A 20,196-nucleotide genomic window follows, 5' to 3' on the forward strand; every position below is an offset into this window, starting at 1 on the left:
CACTCATCGCTACCGTCTCCTTTGTAGCATGAGCAGATTTTCACTGGGTCGATACATTCACGCGTTAGGAGTACCCCGATCAGATCAATGGAAATCCCGGCTCGGGAAGAGCCACTTCGCCTGTTCGCGCGGATGCTGTGCCCGGGGTGGCTGACGGGCTGGTCGGGCGCTGGGGTGAAGCCCGAACCGTGGGGCATCGTCGGCGTCGGGCCGAATCGGACTGATGGTATCATCAAGCGGGTAGCCAAGATCGGAAAGTCCCCGAGACAGATCCTCGATCTGCTCTGCGATCAAATGTACTAGGATTCCCTCGCGTTTCAGGCGCCCGGTGACGCGCAGCAACCGCCCGCCGATCACGGCGGGGCGGAAACGCTCGTAAACTTTTTGCCATATTATGATATTCGCCACGCCGGTTTCGTCTTCAAGGGTCAGGAAGACCACCCCCGAGGCGGTGCCGGGACGTTGGCGGGTGATCACAAGACCGCAGACGCTGATCAGCTCCAGCGGTGCCGTGGCAAGCTGCTCGTGGCAGGTCAGACCGTGCAGGCGGGGGCGCAACAGCTCCATCGGATGGGCACGCAGGCTCAGACGCAGTGCGTTATAATCCTCGACCATCTCCTCACCCAGATGCATCGGTGGCAGCACTACCGCGTGTTCGATTCCGCCCTCGCCATCAAGCGGATTAGCAAAGAGTGGCAAGGGTTTTGGTGCACGGATCGCACGCACGGCCCAAAGCGCATCCCGCCGCGTCAGGCCAATGCCCCAGAATGCATCCGCCTCGGCCAGTCGTTCCAGAACGGCGGGCAAGAGTCCTGCGCGCAGCCACAGGCTTTCGACATCGAGATAACCATTGCCTCGCGCAGCGACGATCCATCCAGCATCCTCTGCGCGAAAGCCCTTGATCTGCCGGAAGCCCAGCCGCAGCGCAAGCCGCCCGTCGGCCCGCGGCTCCAATCGGTTGTCCCACTCCGAGCGATTCACGCAGATCGGCCGCACTTCGACCCCATGTTCCCTCACATCGCGCACAATCTGCGCCGGCGCATAGAAGCCCATCGGTTGGGAATTAAGCAGCGCGCAGGCGAAGATCTCGGGGTGGTGGCACTTCAGCCAAGATGACACATAGGTCAGCATCGCGAAGGCCGCGGCATGACTCTCGGGGAAACCGTAATCGGCAAAGCCCTCGATCTGGGCGAAACAGGCCTCGGCCACCGCCACGGGATAGCCGCGCTCGGTCATGCCGGAAACGAACCGGTCGCGATGCGCGCCGATCGTGCCCATGCGCCGGAACGACGCAAGCGAACGGCGTAGCTGATCGGCCTCTTCCGCGGAATAGCCCGCCCCCACCACGGCAATCTGCATCGCTTGTTCCTGAAACAGCGGCACGCCGAGGGTTTTGGCCGTTACTGCAGCCAGCGCAGGGCCAAAGGGTTCGGGCGCCTCCAGCCCCTGACGGCGGCGTATATAGGGCTTGACCATGCCGCCCTGAATTGGCCCCGGTCGGACTATCGCAACCTCGATCACCAGATCGTAGAAAGTGGCGGGTTTCATCCGCGGCAGGAAATTCATCTGCGCCCGGCTTTCGACCTGAAACACCCCCACCGCATCGGCGCGCGTCAGCATCGCATAGGTAGCGGGGTCTTCCTGTGGCACCTTGGCCAGATCGAGCCGCAACCCCTTGTGGCGTTCGAGCAGATCGAAGCTTTTGCGCAGGCAGGTCAGCATCCCAAGGCTGAGCACATCCACCTTGAGGATACCGAGTGCGTCGATGTCGTCCTTGTCCCATTCGATGCAGGTGCGCCCCTCCATCGCAGCATTCTCGATCGGGCACAGCGCATCGAGCCGCCCGCGGGTGATTACGAAGCCGCCGACATGCTGGCTCAGATGTCGGGGGAAGCCAATTATTTCGGCTATCAACCGGATCGTCAGCGCCAGCCGTCGATCTTCTGGGTTGAGCCCGATCTCGCGCAGCCGATTTGGGTCGGGGCCCCGATCTGACATCCCCCAGATCTGCCCCGAGAGCGCCGCAGTCACATCAGCGGAAAGCCCCATCACCTTGCCAACCTCGCGGATCGCGGCGCGGGTACGGAAATGGATCACTGTGGCGCAAAGTCCGGCCCGGTCGCGGCCATATTTCGCATAGATCCACTGGATCACCTCTTCGCGACGCTCGTGTTCGAAATCGACGTCGATGTCGGGCGGCTCGTCGCGATGGCGCGAGATGAAACGCTCGAATACCATGCCGATCATGTCGGGCGAGACATCGGTGATTTCCAGCAGATAGCAGAGGATAGAATTGGCTGCCGAGCCACGGCCCTGACACAGGATGCTGCGGGAGCGGGCGAACTGCACAATGTCGTGCACGGTCAGGAAATAGCGTGCATAGCCCAGCTCCCCGACAAGTCTGAGCTCCTTGGCCATCAACTGATGTACCCGATCGGTTGCACCTTGCGGATAACGCTTGGTCAGCCCTTCGCGGGCAAGGCGCGCAAGTCGGTCCTGCGGTAGTTCCTCGCCCTCCTCGTCGGGGTAATCGTAGCTGAGTTCCGAAAGGTCGAAGGCACAACGTGCGGCAATCTCCGACGTGCGGCGGATCGCGGCGGGGTGATGGCGGAAAAGCCGTGCCATCTCGGCCGGGCTTTTCAGGCGGCGCTCGGCATTGAGCAGGGCGCGGGCGCCGATGCTGTCGATGGTCAGTCTCTCGCGCAGGCAGGTCAGCACATCGGCGAGGGGGCGGCGGGCGGCGCGGTGCATCAGCACATCGCCCACTGCCACCATCGGCGTCGAGGCCCGCAAAGCCAGATCGGCACAGCCGCGAAACCAAGCCTGATCGGTGCCGTCATAGCGCGGGGCGGCACCCAGAAAGACATGGCCAGGAAACTGCCGGTGCAGCCGGAGCAGCGGCTGAAGCGCGGCTGCAAGATCAGATGGCGGCAGCGCGATCAGGATAAGTCCGGCGCCGCCCGCAGTCAGATCGTCAAGGGTCAAGGCACAGTCTCCCTTGGCTGCTCGTCGCTTGCCAAGGGTGAGAAGCTGTGAGAGCCGCTCATAGGCCGGGCGGTCAGTCGGCAGCGCCAGAAATTCCGTGGTGCAATCGCGCAGGCAAAGCCGCGCACCGATGATCAGCCGCGGCAGCTTCGCTGCCACGGGCTGTGCTAGGGGCGCGTCATTTCCGTAGTTCTGACGTGAGGACGGATCGGTCCGGGTTGCAGAGCGGATACGCAGAGCCTCGGTCTCCTGACGCAGGGTTTTCAGCGCCGAGAAGGCCCGTACCACACCAGCCAGCGAATTACGGTCGGTGATCGCCAGTGCCGCCAGCCCCAACTCCGTCGCCCGGGCCACCAGTTCCTCAGGATGTGAGGCACCGGTGAGGAAGGTGAAATTCGATGTCGCGCAGAGCTCGGCATAAGCGGCGGGATTTTGCGTATCTGGACCAGGAAAAACGCTCATGCGAATTCCCCCTGCACGAACCAGCCCGGATTTTGCGGCGTGAAGAAAAGCCAGAGCCTGCGGCCCTCGGCGGTCTCCACCCGCCAGTAATCGCGCAGTCCGTGGCGCCAGTTCTCATCTTCAAACCACCATTCGGGGGTGATCCGTTCCGGTCCGGTGGCGCGGGCGGTGGTGAGGGGCATGGCCCGCCAGCGGAACCTTGCAGGCGGGGTGGGGCCGGTCGCGGTGATCGGCTCGGGCGGAAAGAGGCGCAGGGGACGCGGGCGGGGGGCATGAAACCCGCCTTGTGCGGGGCTGAAGGCGGCGGGAGCGATCAGGAAGCTGCGTTCAGGGATGTGACTTTTGGCGGGTAGAAAGCGATGGATGTTCTCAAGTCCGATCCGCCTTCCAAGCCTTGTGAGCAGATCGGCCAGTCGGTCGGGGCTGGCGACTGGGGGCGTGCCCAGCTGCACGGGGGACAGTGGCTCTACTTGGGTGGCTTCAAGACGCAGCTGGTCGATGCCGAACCCTGCATCCACCTTTGCCAGGCCGTGGGTAAAGAGCGGCAGGATTCGAGCAGGGTCACGCATCGGCGCAGCCAGGCGCAATTCGACCTGCTGGTTTGCCTGATCGACACGGCGCAGCGTCAGCACAAGCTGCCGCGCCCCAGCCTGATGCGCGGCCAGCCGGGCGCAAAGCGGCACAAGTAGTCGGCTTAACCCCGCCATCACGTCGCCTTCCAATCCGATCGGCTCAGGCAGGGTCATCCGGGTAACGAATTGCGGCGGCTCGCTCGCGGGGGTGACCGGCTCGGGGCTGTTCCCAAGGGCCTGATCGAGTCGGGTGAGCAGATCAGGACCGAAGCGGCGGGCCAGCGGTGCGCGAGGGCTGGCCGCCAAATCGCCGATGCAGCGCAGCCCCAGCCGTTGCAGCCCGGTCACGATGTTAGGCTTCAGCCGCAGCGCTGCGACGGGTAGGGCGAGCAAATCTGGTTCCGGCGTCTCAGGGGAGGGGGGGCCGAAATGCGCCAGCGCCCACGCGGCGCCCAGACTGGCACCGCGTCCCAGCTGTGCAGTAATCCCCGCCCGCGTCAGCCGCACAAGGATGTCAGCGCACATCGTCTCTTCACCGCCCCATAGATGCGCCGCACCGGTGATATCCAGCACCAAACCGTCCTGCCCTTCGATTCCAACCCAAGGACAATAGCGCTCCGCCCAACGCCGCAACCCGGCCAGAAACCGCATATCGAGATCGGGACGGGCCAGGCGGCTGACCAGACCGGGACAGAAGCTGCGCGCATCCGCCATTCGCATGCCGCGGTGCAGACCAGCTGCTTCGGCCTCGGCGTTCAGGCAAAAAAGTGTCTCAGCGCCGCCCAACCGCTGCGCCAGTGCGAAGGGGCCATCAACCGGGCATGCCCGGAGGGCCCGGTCACTCGCCAGCCGGGGAAACCAGATCGAGACGATGCGCCTGTGCGTTCCAGCAAACATTCCATGCGCCAAGTGTTCCTGATTTGTTCTTTATAATTTCCCATCTCATCGGAGTCGAGTCCGTGCCAGCCGCATCGAAAATCGGCGTAGCCCGCCAGCGTGTTTCGGCAGCATTTGAGCCCATGCCTTCTGGGATCAGGCACAGCCCCGTCGTGCCTCCAATACCAGCGGCCAATTGCAGCCGCCGCCCCTCGCGCAGATCAAGCAGGCGGGTAATCTCCAGCACGACAAGGGCAAGACTACCGTCTTTCAGCGCCTCCTCAGCTAGTGCCAGACTGTCGGTTTGGGTCGGCGTACGTGCCAGCAGCACCCAAGTAGGATCAAGAAAAGACAAAAGTCCCAAAGGGTTGAGGGTTTCAGTCAGCCAAGCCTCACGCAGCCATAGTACCGGGCGCTGCAGGCCAGCGGCAGCGCATGCGGCGAAGACGGGGGCCGAGGGACCGCAGACCTCGTGGACACGGCCCGGGCGAAGTGGAAAAAAGGGAAGATCAGCGTGGGACATGCGGATAGCGTAACGGGAAAGGCCGTGATTTCCAACGTTTGGCAATAGGTACTCCCAGAAAGGTCACGGCGTTGCAAGCACAGGCTCCACTGGGCGCTATCTCCTGTTTGCAAGTTCAGTACCTGTTGATTTTCACTGAAAATTGAGCCGGTTGAGCGCATAATTTTCACTGAGAATTGAGCCATGTGGCCCTTTCCCCGAAGCGTTTAGCGGCGGGGGCAACGGAGTGATCCACAGGGGACTATTGAACATCATCCGACGTATGCACTTGCGGCAGAAGCTGTCGATTCGCGAGATTGCGCGGCTGACGGGCGTGTTGCGTACTACCGTGAGCAAGTATCTGGCCGCGAGCACCATCGAGCCGAAGTTTCCGACGCCGGAACGGTCGAGCAAGCTTGATCCCTATGCGGAGAGGCTGGCAGGCTGAAGACCAATGCGAAGAAGGGACGCAAAGATCGGCCCACGCTGAAGGAGATACATGCCGATCTCGTGGTGCTTGGCTTCACGGGTTCTTATGCCCGAGTGGCAGCCTTTGCGCGTCGGTGGCGCGCCCATCGTCAGCGCGAAGAACAAACAACGGGGCGTGGCAGCTTCGTCTCCCTGGCTTTCCGCCCTGTGGAGGCGTTCCAGTTCGACTGGAACGATGACTTTGCGGTTGTTGGCGTGAACACACGAAGCTGCAGATGGCGCATATCAAGCTGTCGCACAGTCGCGCATTTTTGTTGCGGGCCTATCCGCTGCAGACCCATGAGATGCTATTCGATGCCCATTGGCACGGCTTCTACGTCTTTGGCGGCGTGCCTGCGCGTGGCATTTACGACAACATGCGAACGGCAGTGGATCTTGTGGGCCGCGGTAAGGCGCGGCATGTCAATATCCGCTTCCTGGCGATGGCGAACCACTATGTCTTCGAGCCCGGCTTCCGCAATCCAGCGGCAAGTTGGGGCGAGCCAGCGTGTCGCCACTGATGGAGTGGAAGACTCCCGCTCAACTTGCGGGCCGGGCAGTTCACGGATACGAAAGCGAGCATCGACGCGATCACTGCTGATCTGCGCCGCGCCACCGAGGCGGACAAGACAGCGCGGCGGCTGCAAACGATGCCCGGGATCGGGCCGATCACGGCCAGCATTCTGGTAACCACAGTTCCTGACGTGTCGGCTTTCCGCTCGGCCCGCGACCTGTCGGCTTGGCTGCGCTTGGCGCCATAACCGCATTCCAGAGGTGGAAAGGGGCGGCTGGGTGCGATCTCGAAGATGGGAAATCGTTACACTCGGCGGATGCTCTATCTCGGCGCCATTGGGGTGATTTCTACCCATAAACGCGCCGATCCGGACGAGGATTGGCTGGGGCGGATGCTGGAGAAAAGCCGCTGAAGGTCGCGGCCATCGCGCTGGCAAACCGCATGGCGCGGACCGTCTGGGCCATGCTGCGAACCGGCGGAGCCTGGCGGGCGGCGTGAGGGCGATGAATTACGGGCCGGATGCAGCCTGACCGAAATGGCGAGGGCAAAGTGAGATGATGGCACACTGATGTGTTGACGCAGTGGCATCTGCACAGGTTAAGCCGCTAAAGTGAATGCCTCGGCTGGGGTTTTCATGTCCAGCGCCTGATGTGGGCGTTGGGTGTTGTAGAATCTGATCCAGTCGCCGATGGTACGGATTGCGTGCTGAATGCTGTCGAAGCGTTGGCGATGGATGCAGTGTTCCTTCAGTGTCTGGATGACGCGCTCGACCATGCCGTTCTGCTGCGGGCAGTGCGGCGTGATGAACCCCTGCTTCAGGCAGTAGCTGCGGACGAGGGCGGTGTATCGCCGACTGATAAAGACCAAGCCGTAGCATGTTGGGAATGGCACGCCGTTGAGCGTTATGGCCGCCTGCGCAGCTTCCAAAATTGTGCAGCAGGCGGCCATAACCGGGGCTCAGGTCTCTATGGTGGTTTTGCGAACCACACCACAGAGGAGACTGGCCATGGCCAAGGTTGAGCATACTTCGGATGCCCTTGTTCTGGTAGGCATCGACATTTCCAAGAGCCGTCACGAGGTGCTGGTAATTGTCCCAGGGCGGACGCGGCGGCGGATGACAGTATTGAACACGGCTGATGATTATCGTCGGCTCATCGCTGCCTTGATAGAATACGGTCTGCCTGTCACCATAGGGTTCGAGGCGACAGGCAGCTATCATCGGGCCCTGATGTTCGCTCTCGGAAGTGCGGGGTTCGATCTGAAGCTGGTGTCGTCCGTTGCACTCGCTCGCACGCGGGAAGCGCTGCACAACAATTGGGACAAGAACGATTCCAAGGATGCACAGGTCATCCTGCGGATGCTGGAGATCGGGGCGGTCCAGGTCTTTCACGACCGGTGACCTGCCACTGGTCTTTCATCCAGCTGCGACCGGAGCCGGTTGGTTGTTTACGCCCTTCAGCGTGGGTTGAGCAATCGCCCAACTCCCCGACCTCCCCCCGACTCGTCCTCGGTCAGAAGGTGGCTCTATTCAAAGCTTGGTCCTTTACGGATCGGCTAAGCCCCCCCCCGCCGGAACAGGCCGCCGAGGCTCGTAAACAGGCGGCGGTGTGTATCATCGTCGGGCATACCGCAATCAAGTCACAGGCCTGACGCCGCGGCAGAAAACAGGTGCTCAACTCGCAGTCGCCCCCCCCAGGCGGCCGTTAAAGCGCCCGGAAACGCCGTTCTGCATGTGCTTGCCGGGCGCGATGTCGTGCCATTCGACCTTGTGCTCGGCGCACCACTTCAAAGTTCGCGTTCGAGGTGAACTCGGTGCCACAGCATGTTGGGAATGTCGCGCCGTTGAAGGTTATGGCCGCCTGCGCAGCCTCCAAAATTGCGCAGCAGGCGGCCATAACCGGGTCTCGGGTCTCTATGGTAGTTTTGCGAACCACACCACAGAGGAGACCGGCTATGGCCAAGGTTGAACATACTTCGGATGCCCGTGTTCTGGTAGGCATCGACATTTGCAAACACAGGCATGAGGTGCTGATTGCCGTCCCGGGCAAGACGCGCCGGCGGCGCATGACGATCACTAATTCCACCGACGACTTCATGCGCCTGATCGCGATCTTGCGGGATTATGGCCTGCCGGTCCGTATCGGTTTCGAGGCCACAGGCAATTATCATCGCGTGCTGATGTATCATCTCGGCGTGGCCGGGTTCGATCTGAAGCTTGTGTCTTCGGTCGCTTTGGCCCTGACGCGGGAGGCGCTGCACAACAGCTGGGACAAGAACGATCCGAAGGATGCCCAGGTGATCTTGCACATGCTGCAGATCGGGGCAGTGCAGATATTCCAGGACCCGATGGTGGCCGGCACGAACGACATTCAGGAATTGTCCAAAACCCATGATGCGGTGTCACGGTCCAAGACTGAGCTTTGGCATCGCATTCTGACCCACTACCTGCCGCTCTACTTTCTGGAAGCCGACCGCTTCCACCGCAGTTCGCGGACGGATTGGTTTCTGGCCTTCCTCGAGATGTTCCCTTCGCCGCACATGATCAGCGCCATGACCAAGGAGGAATTCATCCAGGCTGCTTGGGAGGTGGTTGGGCGCAAGGTCGAGAAGTCTCTCCTGTTGTCAGATATTTACGAGACAGCAAAGGTGTCTGCAGGATTACCCGTGGCGCCAGATTCTGACGCCGTTCGTATGTTCCGCATGATGCTGGCCGAGGGAAGAAGCCTGATCCTGCAGCGCAATGCCATCGAGGATAGGGCCGTCGAACTGCTGGGCGAGCGCCCTGACTACCAACTGCTGCGCACCATTCCCGGCATCGGGCCGATCAATGCGCTGACCATCCTGGCCGAGACCGGGGACCTGCGGCGTTTCCATCATCATCGCCAGTTCCTGAAGTTCTGCGGCATGGATCTGGCCACTGTCCAGTCTGGCATGTTCCGTGGTCGGAGCAAAATCTCAAAGTATGGTAACGCCCGCCTGCGCCGCACGTTGTGGCTGGCAGGGCAGACCGCAGTCCTGAAGAAAGCAAACAGCTTCCGGGACAAATTCGAGCGCTACATCGCGCAAGATCGCCATAACCCGGATTTGCGCCGGAAGGCCTACACCGCCATCGCTGCAAAGATGGCACGCACTATTCACGCCGTGATCAAATCCGGCGAACCCTATCGTCCCTTTTTCGAGGGGACGAGCCCAGGCGGAAGGATCTCTCTCTCACAGGGCCGTGGAGGCGCATGACGCGACCTCGTAGATAATGTTCGGGCCTTCCGCTTGGGATTTAGGATCTCGTCTTAAGGACGGTGAGGGCGGCAACCAGGCCGACCCTGTATTTGCCATGGAAGAGACCACTTCTTGACGGCGGAGCCCGCCTGGGCAACTATTCAAAAGGCATCCTGTCGCTCGGATGCCCCGTGATCTGACGCCCAAAACCGCGTTTCGTTCCCGAGCTAGGACGTTATACAACACGATCATTCCGGGCCTCCCGCGGCGTTCGATCAGTGCGGTCAGTTCCCGGGCCATGCGGCGGCCCGAGATGGACGTGTCCGGGATAGCCGCAAAGCACTCGCGCGTGACGTCATCGACGACGTTCAGCACCCTAAAGCGCCGCCCACAGGCGAACTGATCATGGACGAAGTCGAGCGACCAACGGGCATTTGCCCGCGCCTCGATCAGGATCGGGGCCCTTGTGCCGATGGCCTTGCGGCGTGCTTTGCGTTTACGGACCGTCAACCCTTCCTCGCGGTAGAGCCGGTAGATGCGGTTGATCCCCGACGCCTCGCCTTCCCGCCTGAGCAGGATGAAGAGCCGCTGATACCCGAACCTGCGCCTCTCGTTGGCCAGGTCCCGCAAACGCCCGCGCAGTACCGTGTCCGGCTCGCGCCGCGACTGGTAGCGCACCATCTTGCGGTCTGCCCCGGCAATCTCGCACGCCCCAGCTGCGCTACAAACAGTCCCCCGGACTGTTTGCTTGACGCTTGCTATTCCGACAGCCCGAGATGGGCCTTCAGATGCGCGACAGCCTCGCGCTTCGCGGCGGGCGTCACCACTAATGGGATGGTCCGCCCCGCACCCCGGCGCAGGATCGGGGAACACCACCACCAAACGGAAAGAAAGGATGCGCACCAGACCAGATCCACAGACGACCGCCTTCGGCATCGACATCGGCAAGAAGGTCTTCCACGTCGTTGCCCTGAACGCCGCCGGAGCGGTGATCCAGCGCGCGAAGTTCTCACGCGATACGTTGATGTCCTTTTTCGATGCCGCGCCGAAGGCGCTGATCGGCATGGAAGCCTGTCCAGGCTCGCAATGGCTGGCGCGGCGGCTGGCCGCGATGGGCCATGACGCCCGGATCATCCCGGCGCGCTTCGTGAAGCCCTATGTCAAATCGAACAAGACCGACACCGTGGACGCCCGCCAGCATGACGCCGTCAGCCGACTGGTAACCATCCCGGGCATCGGCGCACTCGGAGCGACCGCCATTGTCGCCGCAGCAGGGGACGGACGACAATTCCGCAAGGCGCGCGATCTCGCCGCATGGCTGGGCCTGGTTCCGGCCAAGCATTCGACCGGGGGCAAGCAGACCCTTCTGGGCATCAGCAAGCGGGGCAACCGTTATGTGCGGCGGCCGATCACGCGCGATCCTGCTTTCTGCATCTGAACCGTACGAACCATGCCCTCGGAAGCTGGCTTTCGGCGCTTGAGGCGCGAGGCGCGGATCTCAGCAAGGCCTTGCTGTCAAAAGCGGCTGACTGATCAGAGGCCGGATACATTTACGCAACCCAGACAGCCACGCACGAAAACCTTGCAACCGCGGGGCGGACCATACATTTTGACAGCAGTTCCTTCATCGCAGCCATGTCGAGCATCTGCTCGGCCAAGAGCTTCTTCAGCTTCGCGTTCTCATCCTCCAGCGCTTTCAGCTGCTTGGCCTCGGATACCGTCATCCCGGAATACTTATGATGCCGGCATGCACTTGCCCCAGCCCTTACGCTTGTCGGCAGTGCGCGCATGAAGATTCAAGCCGCCAAGATCGCAGGTCATGGCTACAGGTCCTCTAAGGGGACTCGGCGCTGCAATTGCAACGCAAACCGGCGGCGTTTTGGACGCCGCCGGTTTACTTCAGCTCTCATCCTGACCGTAGTAGCCGCCATATCGGCCGTAATAGCCGTAGCGTCGGCCTGCGCGTTCCTCGTGGCTGAGTACGCCGAACATTTGCGCGCCTGCGGGCAACATCTCTTGAAGCTGGTTCGCGGCCTCGCGCACTTCGCCTTGTGTGGTGCTACCGTAGCGGACCACCTGGACGACTGCGTCTGCGTAGCGGGCGAGATAGCGGGTGTCGACCACGGGCAGCAGCGGCGGGCTGTCGAGGATGACCATGTCGAAGTTCTGGATTGCGATCTCGAGCAGGTTGCGGAATGCGACACTGTTGATCATCTGGTCGGTGGGGGCAGAGCTGCGCTCACCTGCCGTCAGGACAACGAGGGGCGAATAGGGATCCGCTGCGGCTTCCATCTGGCGGATCGCATCAGCCCCGGCTGAGACCAGATAGTCCAGCAAGCCGACCTTGCTTTCGATGCCAAGCCGCCCTGCGATTGCCGGTTTGCGCAGATCCGCCTCGATCAGCAGTGTCCGCGCGCCGGACATGGCGTAAGTTCGCGCCAGCGCGATGGCGGTTGTTGTCTTGCCTTCGGCCTGAAGGGCGGAGCAGACGAGGATCACCCGCCCGGAGTTGGCAGAGCGCTTGAGTGCCGAGCCCCTGGCCTGACCTTCCGCTGTCTTGCTGCTGTCAAAGCTCATGTCGATGGCGGCGCGGAGTTTGCGGAAGGTTTCCGCATAGACCGAAAGCGGTGCCGAGACGACAGCATCTGCCGGAGAGGCGAATTCTGCCAGATCCACTTCACCCACCGTAACCGGCACCTTGGCCTGCAGCACGTTTTGCAGCTGGCTGGCCGAGATGACGCCACCGATGTAATATTCCTTCAGGAAGGCCAATGCGACGCCCAGACCCAGGCCCATGACCATAGACAGGCTGATGATCAGGCGCTTCTTCGGGGCAGCGGCAGAATTGGGCGGCAGCGCTTCTGACACAACTCTGGCATCCGCGATCTGCAGATTGGCCATGGTACCCAGATCCTGTTCGCGGGCCAGAAGTGTCTGATACTGGTTCCGGGCGATGGTCGCGCTTTGCTGCAGGTTGAAAAGCTCGGTCAGCATTTCCGCCGACAGATCCGATTGCAGCAGGCTGCTGCGGAGCTGATCGCGGGCCTCGCTTTCGCGGGTGGTCAGGGCCGACATTTCCTGGCGCACGGCGCCGATCGTCGCGACGGACTGGCTGGTCAGATCCTCTTCCAGCTTTGCCAGTTCAGACCGGAGGTCCAGCACCTCGGCAGAGCCTGCGGTCGCAGCGTTGATGCGCTGTTCCAACTGCTTGCGCTGGCGGGCAAGTTCGGCAAGGGCGGTGTCTTCCAGCGTTGCGGCGGCGGCTTCCCAGTCGCCGCTGCGAATGGCGCCTTCCGCACTGGCGATGAGGGTGTTGCTTTGCTGTTTCTGGGCCTGCGCCTCTTGCAGGCTGCGGCGCAGCTCTGCGATGGCGGGATCACCGCTTTCCTTTTCGAGACGGGCCAGGTTCACTTCGATGAACGTGTTTACGGCTTGTTCAGAGCTGGCCAGTTCCGCTTGCGCGGTTTCGATCTGCCGGCGCAGCACATCGCGCGCATCAAGCGTCGAGGAGGTCTTTGTCGCGACCTGCCGCTGAAGGTAGATCTTGGCATAGGTATTGGCGATCTCGGCGGCCCTTTGGGGGTCTTCGGACGATACGGAAATCGCAATCAGATAGGTCAGCCCGCGGCGACGCACATCGACGGCGGATTGAAGCTTTTGAATGGTCGCGTTGAGCAGCGCCGTCTCGGTCGGCGCGTCCTTGGGTGCAAGACCGACCAGACGACGGAGGGAATTTCCGTCCAGATCCGTGCCAAGGGCAATCCCGATCTTTTCGAGCATCCCGAGCTGGGGCCCGAACTCCGGGTCGCGGATCAGGTTTGCGGCCTGAATGACGGCGAGTGCCGTAGCGTCGGAACGCAGGATTTCGACCTCGCTGTCCACGCGAGAGTTCAGCACCGCACTTTGCTGCTGCTCGCCGGCACCGGTTTCAAGAATGTTGGACCCCCGGCTGTCGACCAGCAGAAGGGTGGTGGAGTCATAAATGGGTTTCGCAGTCAGAATATAGGCAAAGCCCAGTCCGAGGACGATCAGCACGGTCAAGACAATCAGGCGCCGTTGGCGCTTGAGGATCGCGATGATGTCCTTGAGATCAATCTCAGCAGTATCCAAGGGGTAGTCCTTCAAATTTCAGCGGCAGTTACCGGGCTGGAAACAGAAACAGTCTAACTCGGAACTGCATCAACTGTAAGAACATGTGGAAAATAGCTCTCTGCAAGCCGGAGTGCAGTGAGTTTGCCCGATTTATAGGCGCCCGTGTCGATCCCGATACAGGACGCCGCCAAATCGGGCGCCTGTTGAATGACATGCCCATGGACAAGGCGAAGGCCGTGTTCCGGGCCGGGGCCCATGCCCCCCCATGTCAGGGTCCGTAGTGGTTGGTCGTGGGGGCCGCGTGTCGGGTCAAACCCGGCATGGGCCAGAACGAAAGCTTGATTCAGCCCCCGGACAACAAAGCCCGGCGGGAGGTTGCGCAGCCAGGCAAGATGGTCGTCCGGCAGGTGGGCCGACAGCATTTGCTGCACCCGGCGCGTCGGCAGCTGCTTGGCTTGTGCCTCGTCCAAGACAAGACCGTAAGAGCCCAGCGTTTCGAAGCCGCCAAAGCCCAGCCAGTCGAGATTGGCGCGCGGATCGTCGACAAACGCCAGCATCATGTCTTCGTGGTTGCCGCGCAGGGCCAGGCGATCGCCCCAACGCAGCGGGCGCATTACATCATCCAGCACCCCCGCGGTATTTGGGCCACGGTCCACCAGATCGCCCAGCAGGATGACCCGTGGCCGGCCCTCGAACTGCGCGGCGTCTGCGGCGATCTGCGCCTCCAGCGCGCGGAGGAGATTGCGGCAACCGTGGACGTCCCCGATGGCATAAACCGGACCGTCGGCCAGATCGAGCGGCAGCAATGCAACCCCGTCGGGTTGGCCAGATCCCAAAAGCCGCCCGAACAGGCGCCCCATGAGGCCAGATGTGGCCGTCATGTCGACGGCCCCCTGTTGTCCTCGCCCTTGGCGCCGGGCTGCGGCGCAAGCTCGATGACCAGAGTGCGGGTGGCAGCAGACGGAACCGGCTGTAGCGGTTTTGCCGCCACCGGTGCGGGGTCATCACTCTCGCTCTGGATTTTCCGGGCAATCCCGAGGCCGACCAGCAAAAGGAACACAAAGTTATTGGCCGGCACCTCGAGGCTGAAATCCCCAAGCGAATGCACCCCGCCCATCACCAGCACCCCAATGGCGCCCGCGGCAAAAGACGGAAACCCCTGTTCATCTGAAAGCCTGCGCCAGGAAATCACCCCAGCGATGGTCAGCAGGATCGGCGGGATCGACCCGATGATAAGCCCCTGTTCGGCCCAAAGCCCGAGGTAGCTATTATGGGCAAGATCATAAAAGCTGCGTCCGTTCAGCGGCGGGCTGCGGAAGGCTTCGAACGCCACGCCGAACGCATCAAAGCCGAAGCCCGTCAGCGGACGCAGCGCAACCATGCCCAAGGTCTGGCGATACAGGTCAAGACGGATGCCCCCATCCCCTTCGATGAACAGAAGGCGCTGCAACACGCCATTGGCACCGAAAATCGCCAGTCCGATGGCGAAAATGAGAAGGATGACGCCGCTCTCGGCCCAGAGCCGTCTGGTCGGCAATCCGCTGCGCCGGCGCAGCAGCAGGAAAGTCGTGGCCACGCCGAGCGCGCTTGCCAAAAGTCCGAGACGTGATTGTGTTGCGACCAGTGCAAGCAAGATCAGCAACATCCCCAGCAGGATCAGCCCGCCTTCAAAGCCGAGACGTTCGGGCAGGGATTGCGGGCGCGACATGCGCATGCGCGGCCCATCGGCAAGGCGGCCCACCAGCACTGTTCCCAACACAAGTCCGAACCCCAGGAAGGTCGCAAGCGAGTTCCGGTTCACAAACGTTCCGGTCGCTGCCCCCTGATACGAGGTTTTTTCACCCCAAAAAGAAAAGTCGTTCAATAGCTTGAGCGCGACCAGCGCCCAGATCGCCTGAAGCGTGATGCCGATGAAGACAATCCTGCCGATCCGGGTCAGGCGCTGACGCCGCGTTGCGACCTCGACCACAAGCGCGAGGAAAAGGATATAGCCCAGCACCCGCAGCGCGCCGATCAAACTCGCATCGGGCGCCACCGAGAGGGTTGCCCCGCGCAGCCCTTCCATTCCGCTCCGCATCGGGGCGAGGATCTGCGGCAGAACCCCGGCGATCGGCAGGGCCTGCACCATGGCATATGCGGGCACCAGCAGCGCGGCCCCGAACAGCCATTTCTGTGCCAGAAACCGTGGTTGGCGATTGGGGGCAATGCGCGCAGCCTGGATCAGGTGCAGCGCCGCCATCAGCGCAATCAGCCCTGTCCAGAGCATCCACCAGCCGGGGCGGTTGCTGGCCAGCGGAACGGCGCTGCCCGCCGCAATCAGCGACAGGCCGACGGCGTAGCGGTCGTTCATCCGGCTGAACCGGCCCTGGTGGCGCTTTGTCTCAGCCATCGGTGCGCACCTGCTTGCGGGTCATCTGAAGGAAAGCTCGTTGCTCTTCGGGGGGGCGCGTCTCGGCGACCTTGAGGATCAGCGGGCGCAGCGGCTCTTTCCGGATATAGATCCCGGCCAGAAGCTCACGTCCCCACGAACTTACAAAAGCGGCGGCGATATCGGCTTCGGCAATCGGCAGAAGATCGGCCGAGAGCGGCGCGTTGCGTTCCAGAACCAGCAATCGGGTCCCCAGCGGCCAGGGTTCATAGGGGGCGGATTGCTGCGCCGCGGCGTAATCGGCAGTTGTGAGTGCATCCGTAAATACAAGTTTTGCCGCAAGTGTTCGCGAAGACGATGGATTTCGATCCAGAATGGATTTCGCAAGTGCAGAACATGATTCGTTGAAAGCCGCCCGATCCACGGGCGCCGCGGCAAGTTGCGGGCTGGCGAGACTCAGGTTTGCGCATTTTGTAATCAGTTCGCGCGTTCCGCGGGCGCTCATCGGCAAATCATTTTCTGCGTCTGCAGCTTTGATTCCTGCGATGATTTCCGGTTCGCTGCCCCGCAAAAGGTAGGTCACGCCATATTCCCGCAGGAAGCAGAGGGCAGAGCCCCCCGCGGCCAAGAGGCAAAGGACAAGAAGGGAATACCTTGTTTTTTCAATTTTTTTCATTGCCTTACCCCACTGAAGCCCCCAAGCGCGGCCGATAGGACCTCTCTTGAACCTGTCAAGGCATGGCGGAGGTCGCAGGAACACCCGCTGCTTGTCAAACGGAATCTTGCCGAAAGTCGAGGCATGATGACACCTCTTGTATCGTGAGCGGCTACTAGCCAAAGGTTAAGAAATAATAGCCAAAGGTATCGACTTTGGTGCGAAATCGAATAAAGAAGAAGCCATTGCTCACTGGAGAGTCCCAATGACCCATCTTCAAAAGATCATTGCCTCGGTGCTGCTGGCCGGTGTTGGCTTTGCTTCCCCGACATTTGCAGCTGTTACTGATGTTGTTCCTGTTTCTGCGGACCAAGTTGCCGCCATTCAAGCTGCTTGCGCCGGCGACGCCGCCGCCTGTAGCGCTGCTGTCAACGCTCTGGTCGGCGCACTTCAGGCGCAGGGCTATGCGCTCGATGCCATCCTTGGCACCCTGACGGCCGAACTTGCCTCCGCCGCCGACGCACTGGGCATTGCCTCGCCCGCGCTGGCTAATGCGCTGGCCTCGGTTGCCGGTGTCGCTTCGGCGAATGGCCTGGCAGGTCTGGCTTCGGTCATCGGTCAGGTCGCGTCGAACGTCGCCGCTGGTCAGCCCAGCGGTGTTGCTGCTGCGCTTGCCAGCGGTGCTGCCCAGCAACCGACCGCCCCGAACGTTGAGGCAAGCGAAGGCTGATCCAGCCGACGCACATACAAATTTTTAGGGAGGCAGGTCTGCCTCCCGTATAATCTCATTATCCGGTGCGAAACTGCTCCGCGCCAACCGGAGGCTGCCATGAAAGATTTTGAAGGCCTTGGTGAACCTTTAACGATTACGCAGTCTGTTCCTCTGAGCTGGCAAGGCAACCCTGACCTTCTGTTGCCGTCTTCCAGAAAAAATTTAGCTTCACGGCTTTACCGGGCTTACGGTAAGCGCCTTCTTGATATTGTTTTGGTTCTTGCGACCGCCCCTGTGACTGTTCCAGTCATTCTCGTTCTCGCGCTGCTTGTGATGCGGGACGGCGGGCGGCCTTTCTTCGGGCACCGGCGGATCGGCCGCGATGGACGGACGTTCAAATGCTGGAAAGTGCGTTCGATGGTTCCGGATGCAGAGGCCCGGCTGCGGGAATATCTCGCTGAAAATGAGGAGGCCCGCGCCGAATGGGCCACGTCCTTCAAGCTGACGCATGATCCCCGGATCACCCGTCTGGGCAATTTCCTTCGCAAGTCGAGCCTTGATGAGCTTCCGCAGCTTTGGAACATCCTCAAAGGCGAAATGAGCATCGTCGGGCCCCGGCCTGTCACGAAGGATGAGCTCAAGTTCTACGGTGAGCGGGTTTCCTATTACATCCGGATGAGCCCGGGTCTGACCGGACCTTGGCAAGTCAGCGGGCGCAATGATCTCGCCTATCACGAGCGCGTCGCCCTCGATGTCGATTATGCGCGCAACTGCAATGTGGCGACCGACATCAAGATCATCTTTGCCACCGCCATGGCTGTGCTAAAGCGCACAGGGCGCTGACGAAGCTAAGGTGTTGAAATCTAAGGGTCGCCCTCAGGGCGACCTTTTGCATTTTATACGTACTTATGTCGAATAGCGACCATACTGTCGTATTTTTGCACAGGTTTGCCTAAAGGCCTACCCCTTTACCCCGTTCACTCAGGGAAGACACGTCAGCGCACCTTTCGCCTGTCGGTCGAAAGTTCGGGGATTAGGCCATGTTCAACATCTTGCTTGCCTGTGGCGCGCGCCGCAGGGCTGATTTCGTACTGCAAAACGCAGGCCAAACGACCGGCCAGCTGCTGACTTTGTTTTCCGTCGCGCTTTTCTTGTGGCTCGCTATGGCTCTCAACGGGCCTGCGCGTGCTATCCAGGCGCCCTGGATCATCACGAATGACATGGGTGGCAGTCTTGAGGACCGCATTGCGGAGATCGAGCAGATGCGCGCAATCGGCACGCCGGTTCAGATCGTTGGCACCTGCGTTTCCGCCTGCACGCTCTACCTCGGCCTGCCCAACACCTGCGTGATGCCGCAGGCGCGTTTGGGGTTCCATGGCCCGCGTTCGGCCTTGCAGGGGATCCCGCTGCCGCGTCAGAAATACGAATATTTCACGCAAGTCATGGCAAGCTACTACCCCGGCCGCATCCGCAGCTGGTTCATGAAGGATGCCCGTCTGGTAACGAGCACCTATTATGAAATCACCGGGCGTCAGGCCATTGCCATGGGCGCGCGGTCCTGCGTCTGATTGCGTGCCCTCTGCCCTTCGATCAGTCGTTGCCGAAAAGGTCCCGCGTGAAAACCTTTTCGGCGACATCTGCCAGATCTGCCGTGCGGCGATTTGCGATGATGACGTCGCAGCTGATCTTGAACTCCTCCAACCCGCGGATCACCGGCGAATTGTAAAAGTGGCTGTCGGTCAGCTGCGGCTCATAGACCACAACCTCGATGCCCTTCGCCTTGATGCGCTTCATGATGCCCTGGATCGAGCTGTCGCGAAAGTTGTCTGATCCGGCCTTCATCACCAGGCGATAGACCCCCACCCGCGCCGGGCGCTGCGCGATGATCTGATCGGCAATGAAATCCTTGCGGGTCGAATTTGCCTCGACAACAGCGCGGATGAGGTTTTGAGGCACGCGATCATAATTCGCAAGCAGCTGTTTTGTGTCCTTGGGAAGGCAGTAGCCGCCATAGCCGAAAGACGGGTTGTTATAGTGGCGCCCGATCCGGGGATCGAGGCAAACGCCGTCAATGATCTGCCGGCTGTCAAGGCCCAGTGCGAGGGCGTAGCTGTCGAGTTCATTGAAATAGGCCACCCGCAGCGCAAGATAGGTATTGGCAAACAGCTTGATCGCCTCGGCCTCTTTTGCGCCGCAAAGCAGAACGGGAACCTCGGGATCGTGCGAGCCTTCGCGTAGCAGATCGGCGAAGCGCTGTGCTGCCTCGGTCTGCGCCCCGACGACGATTCGCGACGGATGAAGATTGTCGTAAAGTGCCCGGCCTTCGCGCAGAAACTCGGGCGAGAACATGATGCGGTCCGTGCCGAGCCGGGCGTTCAATGCATCGGTAAAGCCGACCGGGATGGTGGATTTGATGACAATGCTCGCTTGGGGCGCCTTCACCAGTGCCCGCTCGGCGACCGCCTCGACCGAGGCGGTGTCGAAACGGTTGGTCAGAGGATCATAGGAGGTGGGTGTCGCGATCACCACGAAATCGGCACCTTCATAAGCTAGGTCCGGGTCTGTGGTTGCGGTCAGTTGCAGCGCCTTGGTGGCAAGATAGTTTTCAATATCAGGATCCTGGATGGGAGATTGCCGCGCGTTGAGCTTCGCCACGCGGTCTTCGTTCACGTCCAGCGCCACCACCTGGTGTCGCTGCGCCAGCAATACAGACACAGACAGCCCCACATAGCCAATTCCTGCGACAACAATCTTCATCAAAATCTCCTGCACGT

The 20,196-nt window shown here is 61.4% G+C and carries 13 protein-coding genes and 8 pseudogenes; 9 read left to right on the top strand and 12 right to left on the bottom strand.

The genetic code is table 11. From position 1 onward, the window contains the following. Nucleotides 1-84: 84 nt before the first annotated feature. From IE101_RS18660 to IE101_RS18670, 3 genes are read right to left on the bottom strand one after another with little or no spacing between them, the layout of a single operon-like run. The gene (locus IE101_RS18660) at nucleotides 85-3,447 is read right to left on the bottom strand and encodes an error-prone DNA polymerase (RefSeq protein WP_189635369.1); all 3,363 of its coding nucleotides are present in this window, start codon (nucleotides 3,445-3,447) and stop codon (nucleotides 85-87) included. Beyond that, nucleotides 3,444-4,916 (bottom strand): Y-family DNA polymerase, encoded by a 1,473-nt coding sequence (locus IE101_RS18665; protein ID WP_189635370.1) that lies wholly within the window; start codon nucleotides 4,914-4,916, stop codon nucleotides 3,444-3,446. The genes IE101_RS18660 and IE101_RS18665 overlap by 4 nt, the downstream gene beginning before the upstream one ends. Next, on the bottom strand, nucleotides 4,858-5,418 hold the full coding sequence (locus IE101_RS18670) for an ImuA family protein (protein ID WP_189635371.1): 561 nt from the start codon (nucleotides 5,416-5,418) through the stop codon (nucleotides 4,858-4,860). Before IE101_RS18670 ends, IE101_RS18665 begins: the two co-directional genes overlap by 59 nt. A 262-nt stretch (nucleotides 5,419-5,680) precedes the next feature. Between IE101_RS18670 and istA the strand changes: the two are divergent. Next, nucleotides 5,681-6,362, top strand: a pseudogene (gene istA / locus IE101_RS18675) (IS21 family transposase); the annotation flags it as partial. Nucleotides 6,363-6,515: 153 nt separating this feature from the next. Further along, nucleotides 6,516-6,791, top strand: a pseudogene (locus IE101_RS20050) (transposase). Nucleotides 6,792-6,976: 185 nt separating this feature from the next. On the opposite strand, the gene IE101_RS18690 reads toward IE101_RS20050, so the two are convergent. Next, nucleotides 6,977-7,327, bottom strand: a complete 351-nt coding sequence (locus tag IE101_RS18690; RefSeq protein ID WP_229804313.1) for an integrase core domain-containing protein — start codon at nucleotides 7,325-7,327, stop codon at nucleotides 6,977-6,979. A gap of 58 nt (nucleotides 7,328-7,385) precedes the next feature. Between IE101_RS18690 and IE101_RS18695 the strand changes: the two are divergent. Continuing rightward, a pseudogene (locus IE101_RS18695) lies at nucleotides 7,386-7,772 on the top strand (IS110 family transposase); the annotation flags it as partial. 300 nt (nucleotides 7,773-8,072) lie between these two features. Here the strand turns inward: IE101_RS18695 and IE101_RS18700 are convergent. Continuing rightward, nucleotides 8,073-8,196: pseudogene (locus IE101_RS18700) on the bottom strand (IS3 family transposase); the annotation flags it as partial. A gap of 136 nt (nucleotides 8,197-8,332) precedes the next feature. On the opposite strand from IE101_RS18700, the gene IE101_RS18705 reads away from it, so the two are divergent. Continuing rightward, nucleotides 8,333-9,613 carry an IS110 family RNA-guided transposase gene (locus tag IE101_RS18705; protein WP_189635374.1) on the top strand — a complete coding sequence of 427 codons (1,281 nt, stop codon included), beginning with the start codon at nucleotides 8,333-8,335 and terminating at the stop codon, nucleotides 9,611-9,613. Between the two features lie 186 nt (nucleotides 9,614-9,799). Here the strand turns inward: IE101_RS18705 and IE101_RS18710 are convergent. Next, nucleotides 9,800-10,422, bottom strand: a pseudogene (locus tag IE101_RS18710) (DDE-type integrase/transposase/recombinase); the annotation flags it as partial. A gap of 68 nt (nucleotides 10,423-10,490) precedes the next feature. On the opposite strand from IE101_RS18710, the pseudogene IE101_RS20120 reads away from it, so the two are divergent. Further along, a pseudogene (locus tag IE101_RS20120) lies at nucleotides 10,491-10,730 on the top strand (IS110 family transposase); the annotation flags it as partial. A gap of 81 nt (nucleotides 10,731-10,811) precedes the next feature. Continuing rightward, nucleotides 10,812-10,997, top strand: a pseudogene (locus tag IE101_RS20125) (transposase); the annotation flags it as partial. A 178-nt stretch (nucleotides 10,998-11,175) separates the two neighbouring features. Here the strand turns inward: IE101_RS20125 and IE101_RS18720 are convergent. The 5 genes and pseudogenes from IE101_RS18720 to IE101_RS18740 all read right to left on the bottom strand — a co-directional run. Beyond that, nucleotides 11,176-11,385, bottom strand: a pseudogene (locus IE101_RS18720) (hypothetical protein); the annotation flags it as partial. A 109-nt stretch (nucleotides 11,386-11,494) separates the two neighbouring features. Then, nucleotides 11,495-13,705 carry a GumC family protein gene (locus IE101_RS18725; protein WP_189635375.1) on the bottom strand — a complete coding sequence of 737 codons (2,211 nt, stop codon included), beginning with the start codon at nucleotides 13,703-13,705 and terminating at the stop codon, nucleotides 11,495-11,497. Between the two features lie 53 nt (nucleotides 13,706-13,758). After that, a complete protein-coding gene (locus IE101_RS18730; protein ID WP_189635376.1) occupies nucleotides 13,759-14,568 on the bottom strand; it encodes a metallophosphoesterase in 810 nt (269 codons plus the stop codon). Then, nucleotides 14,565-16,076: an O-antigen ligase family protein gene (locus tag IE101_RS18735; RefSeq protein WP_189635377.1), complete on the bottom strand. Its 1,512-nt coding sequence runs from the start codon at nucleotides 16,074-16,076 to the stop codon at nucleotides 14,565-14,567. Before IE101_RS18735 ends, IE101_RS18730 begins: the two co-directional genes overlap by 4 nt. After that, on the bottom strand, nucleotides 16,069-16,731 hold the full coding sequence (locus tag IE101_RS18740) for a hypothetical protein (protein WP_189635378.1): 663 nt from the start codon (nucleotides 16,729-16,731) through the stop codon (nucleotides 16,069-16,071). The genes IE101_RS18735 and IE101_RS18740 overlap by 8 nt, the downstream gene beginning before the upstream one ends. Before the next feature lie 244 nt (nucleotides 16,732-16,975). Between IE101_RS18740 and IE101_RS18745 the strand changes: the two genes are divergently transcribed. From IE101_RS18745 to IE101_RS18755, 3 genes are all read left to right on the top strand, one after another. Next, nucleotides 16,976-17,440 (top strand): hypothetical protein, encoded by a 465-nt coding sequence (locus tag IE101_RS18745; RefSeq protein ID WP_189635379.1) that lies wholly within the window; start codon nucleotides 16,976-16,978, stop codon nucleotides 17,438-17,440. A 99-nt stretch (nucleotides 17,441-17,539) separates the two neighbouring features. Beyond that, a complete protein-coding gene (locus tag IE101_RS18750; protein WP_189635380.1) occupies nucleotides 17,540-18,265 on the top strand; it encodes a sugar transferase in 726 nt (241 codons plus the stop codon). A 197-nt stretch (nucleotides 18,266-18,462) separates the two neighbouring features. Further along, a complete protein-coding gene (locus IE101_RS18755; protein WP_189635381.1) occupies nucleotides 18,463-18,990 on the top strand; it encodes a hypothetical protein in 528 nt (175 codons plus the stop codon). Nucleotides 18,991-19,012: 22 nt separating this feature from the next. On the opposite strand, the gene IE101_RS18760 is transcribed toward IE101_RS18755, so the two are convergent. After that, nucleotides 19,013-20,179: a nucleotide sugar dehydrogenase gene (locus tag IE101_RS18760; RefSeq protein WP_189635382.1), complete on the bottom strand. Its 1,167-nt coding sequence runs from the start codon at nucleotides 20,177-20,179 to the stop codon at nucleotides 19,013-19,015. Nucleotides 20,180-20,196: the final 17 nt, after the last annotated feature.

The sequence above is a fragment of the Gemmobacter lanyuensis genome, from assembly GCF_014652355.1.
In the GTDB taxonomy this organism is placed as follows: Bacteria; Pseudomonadota; Alphaproteobacteria; order Rhodobacterales; family Rhodobacteraceae; genus Gemmobacter; species Gemmobacter lanyuensis.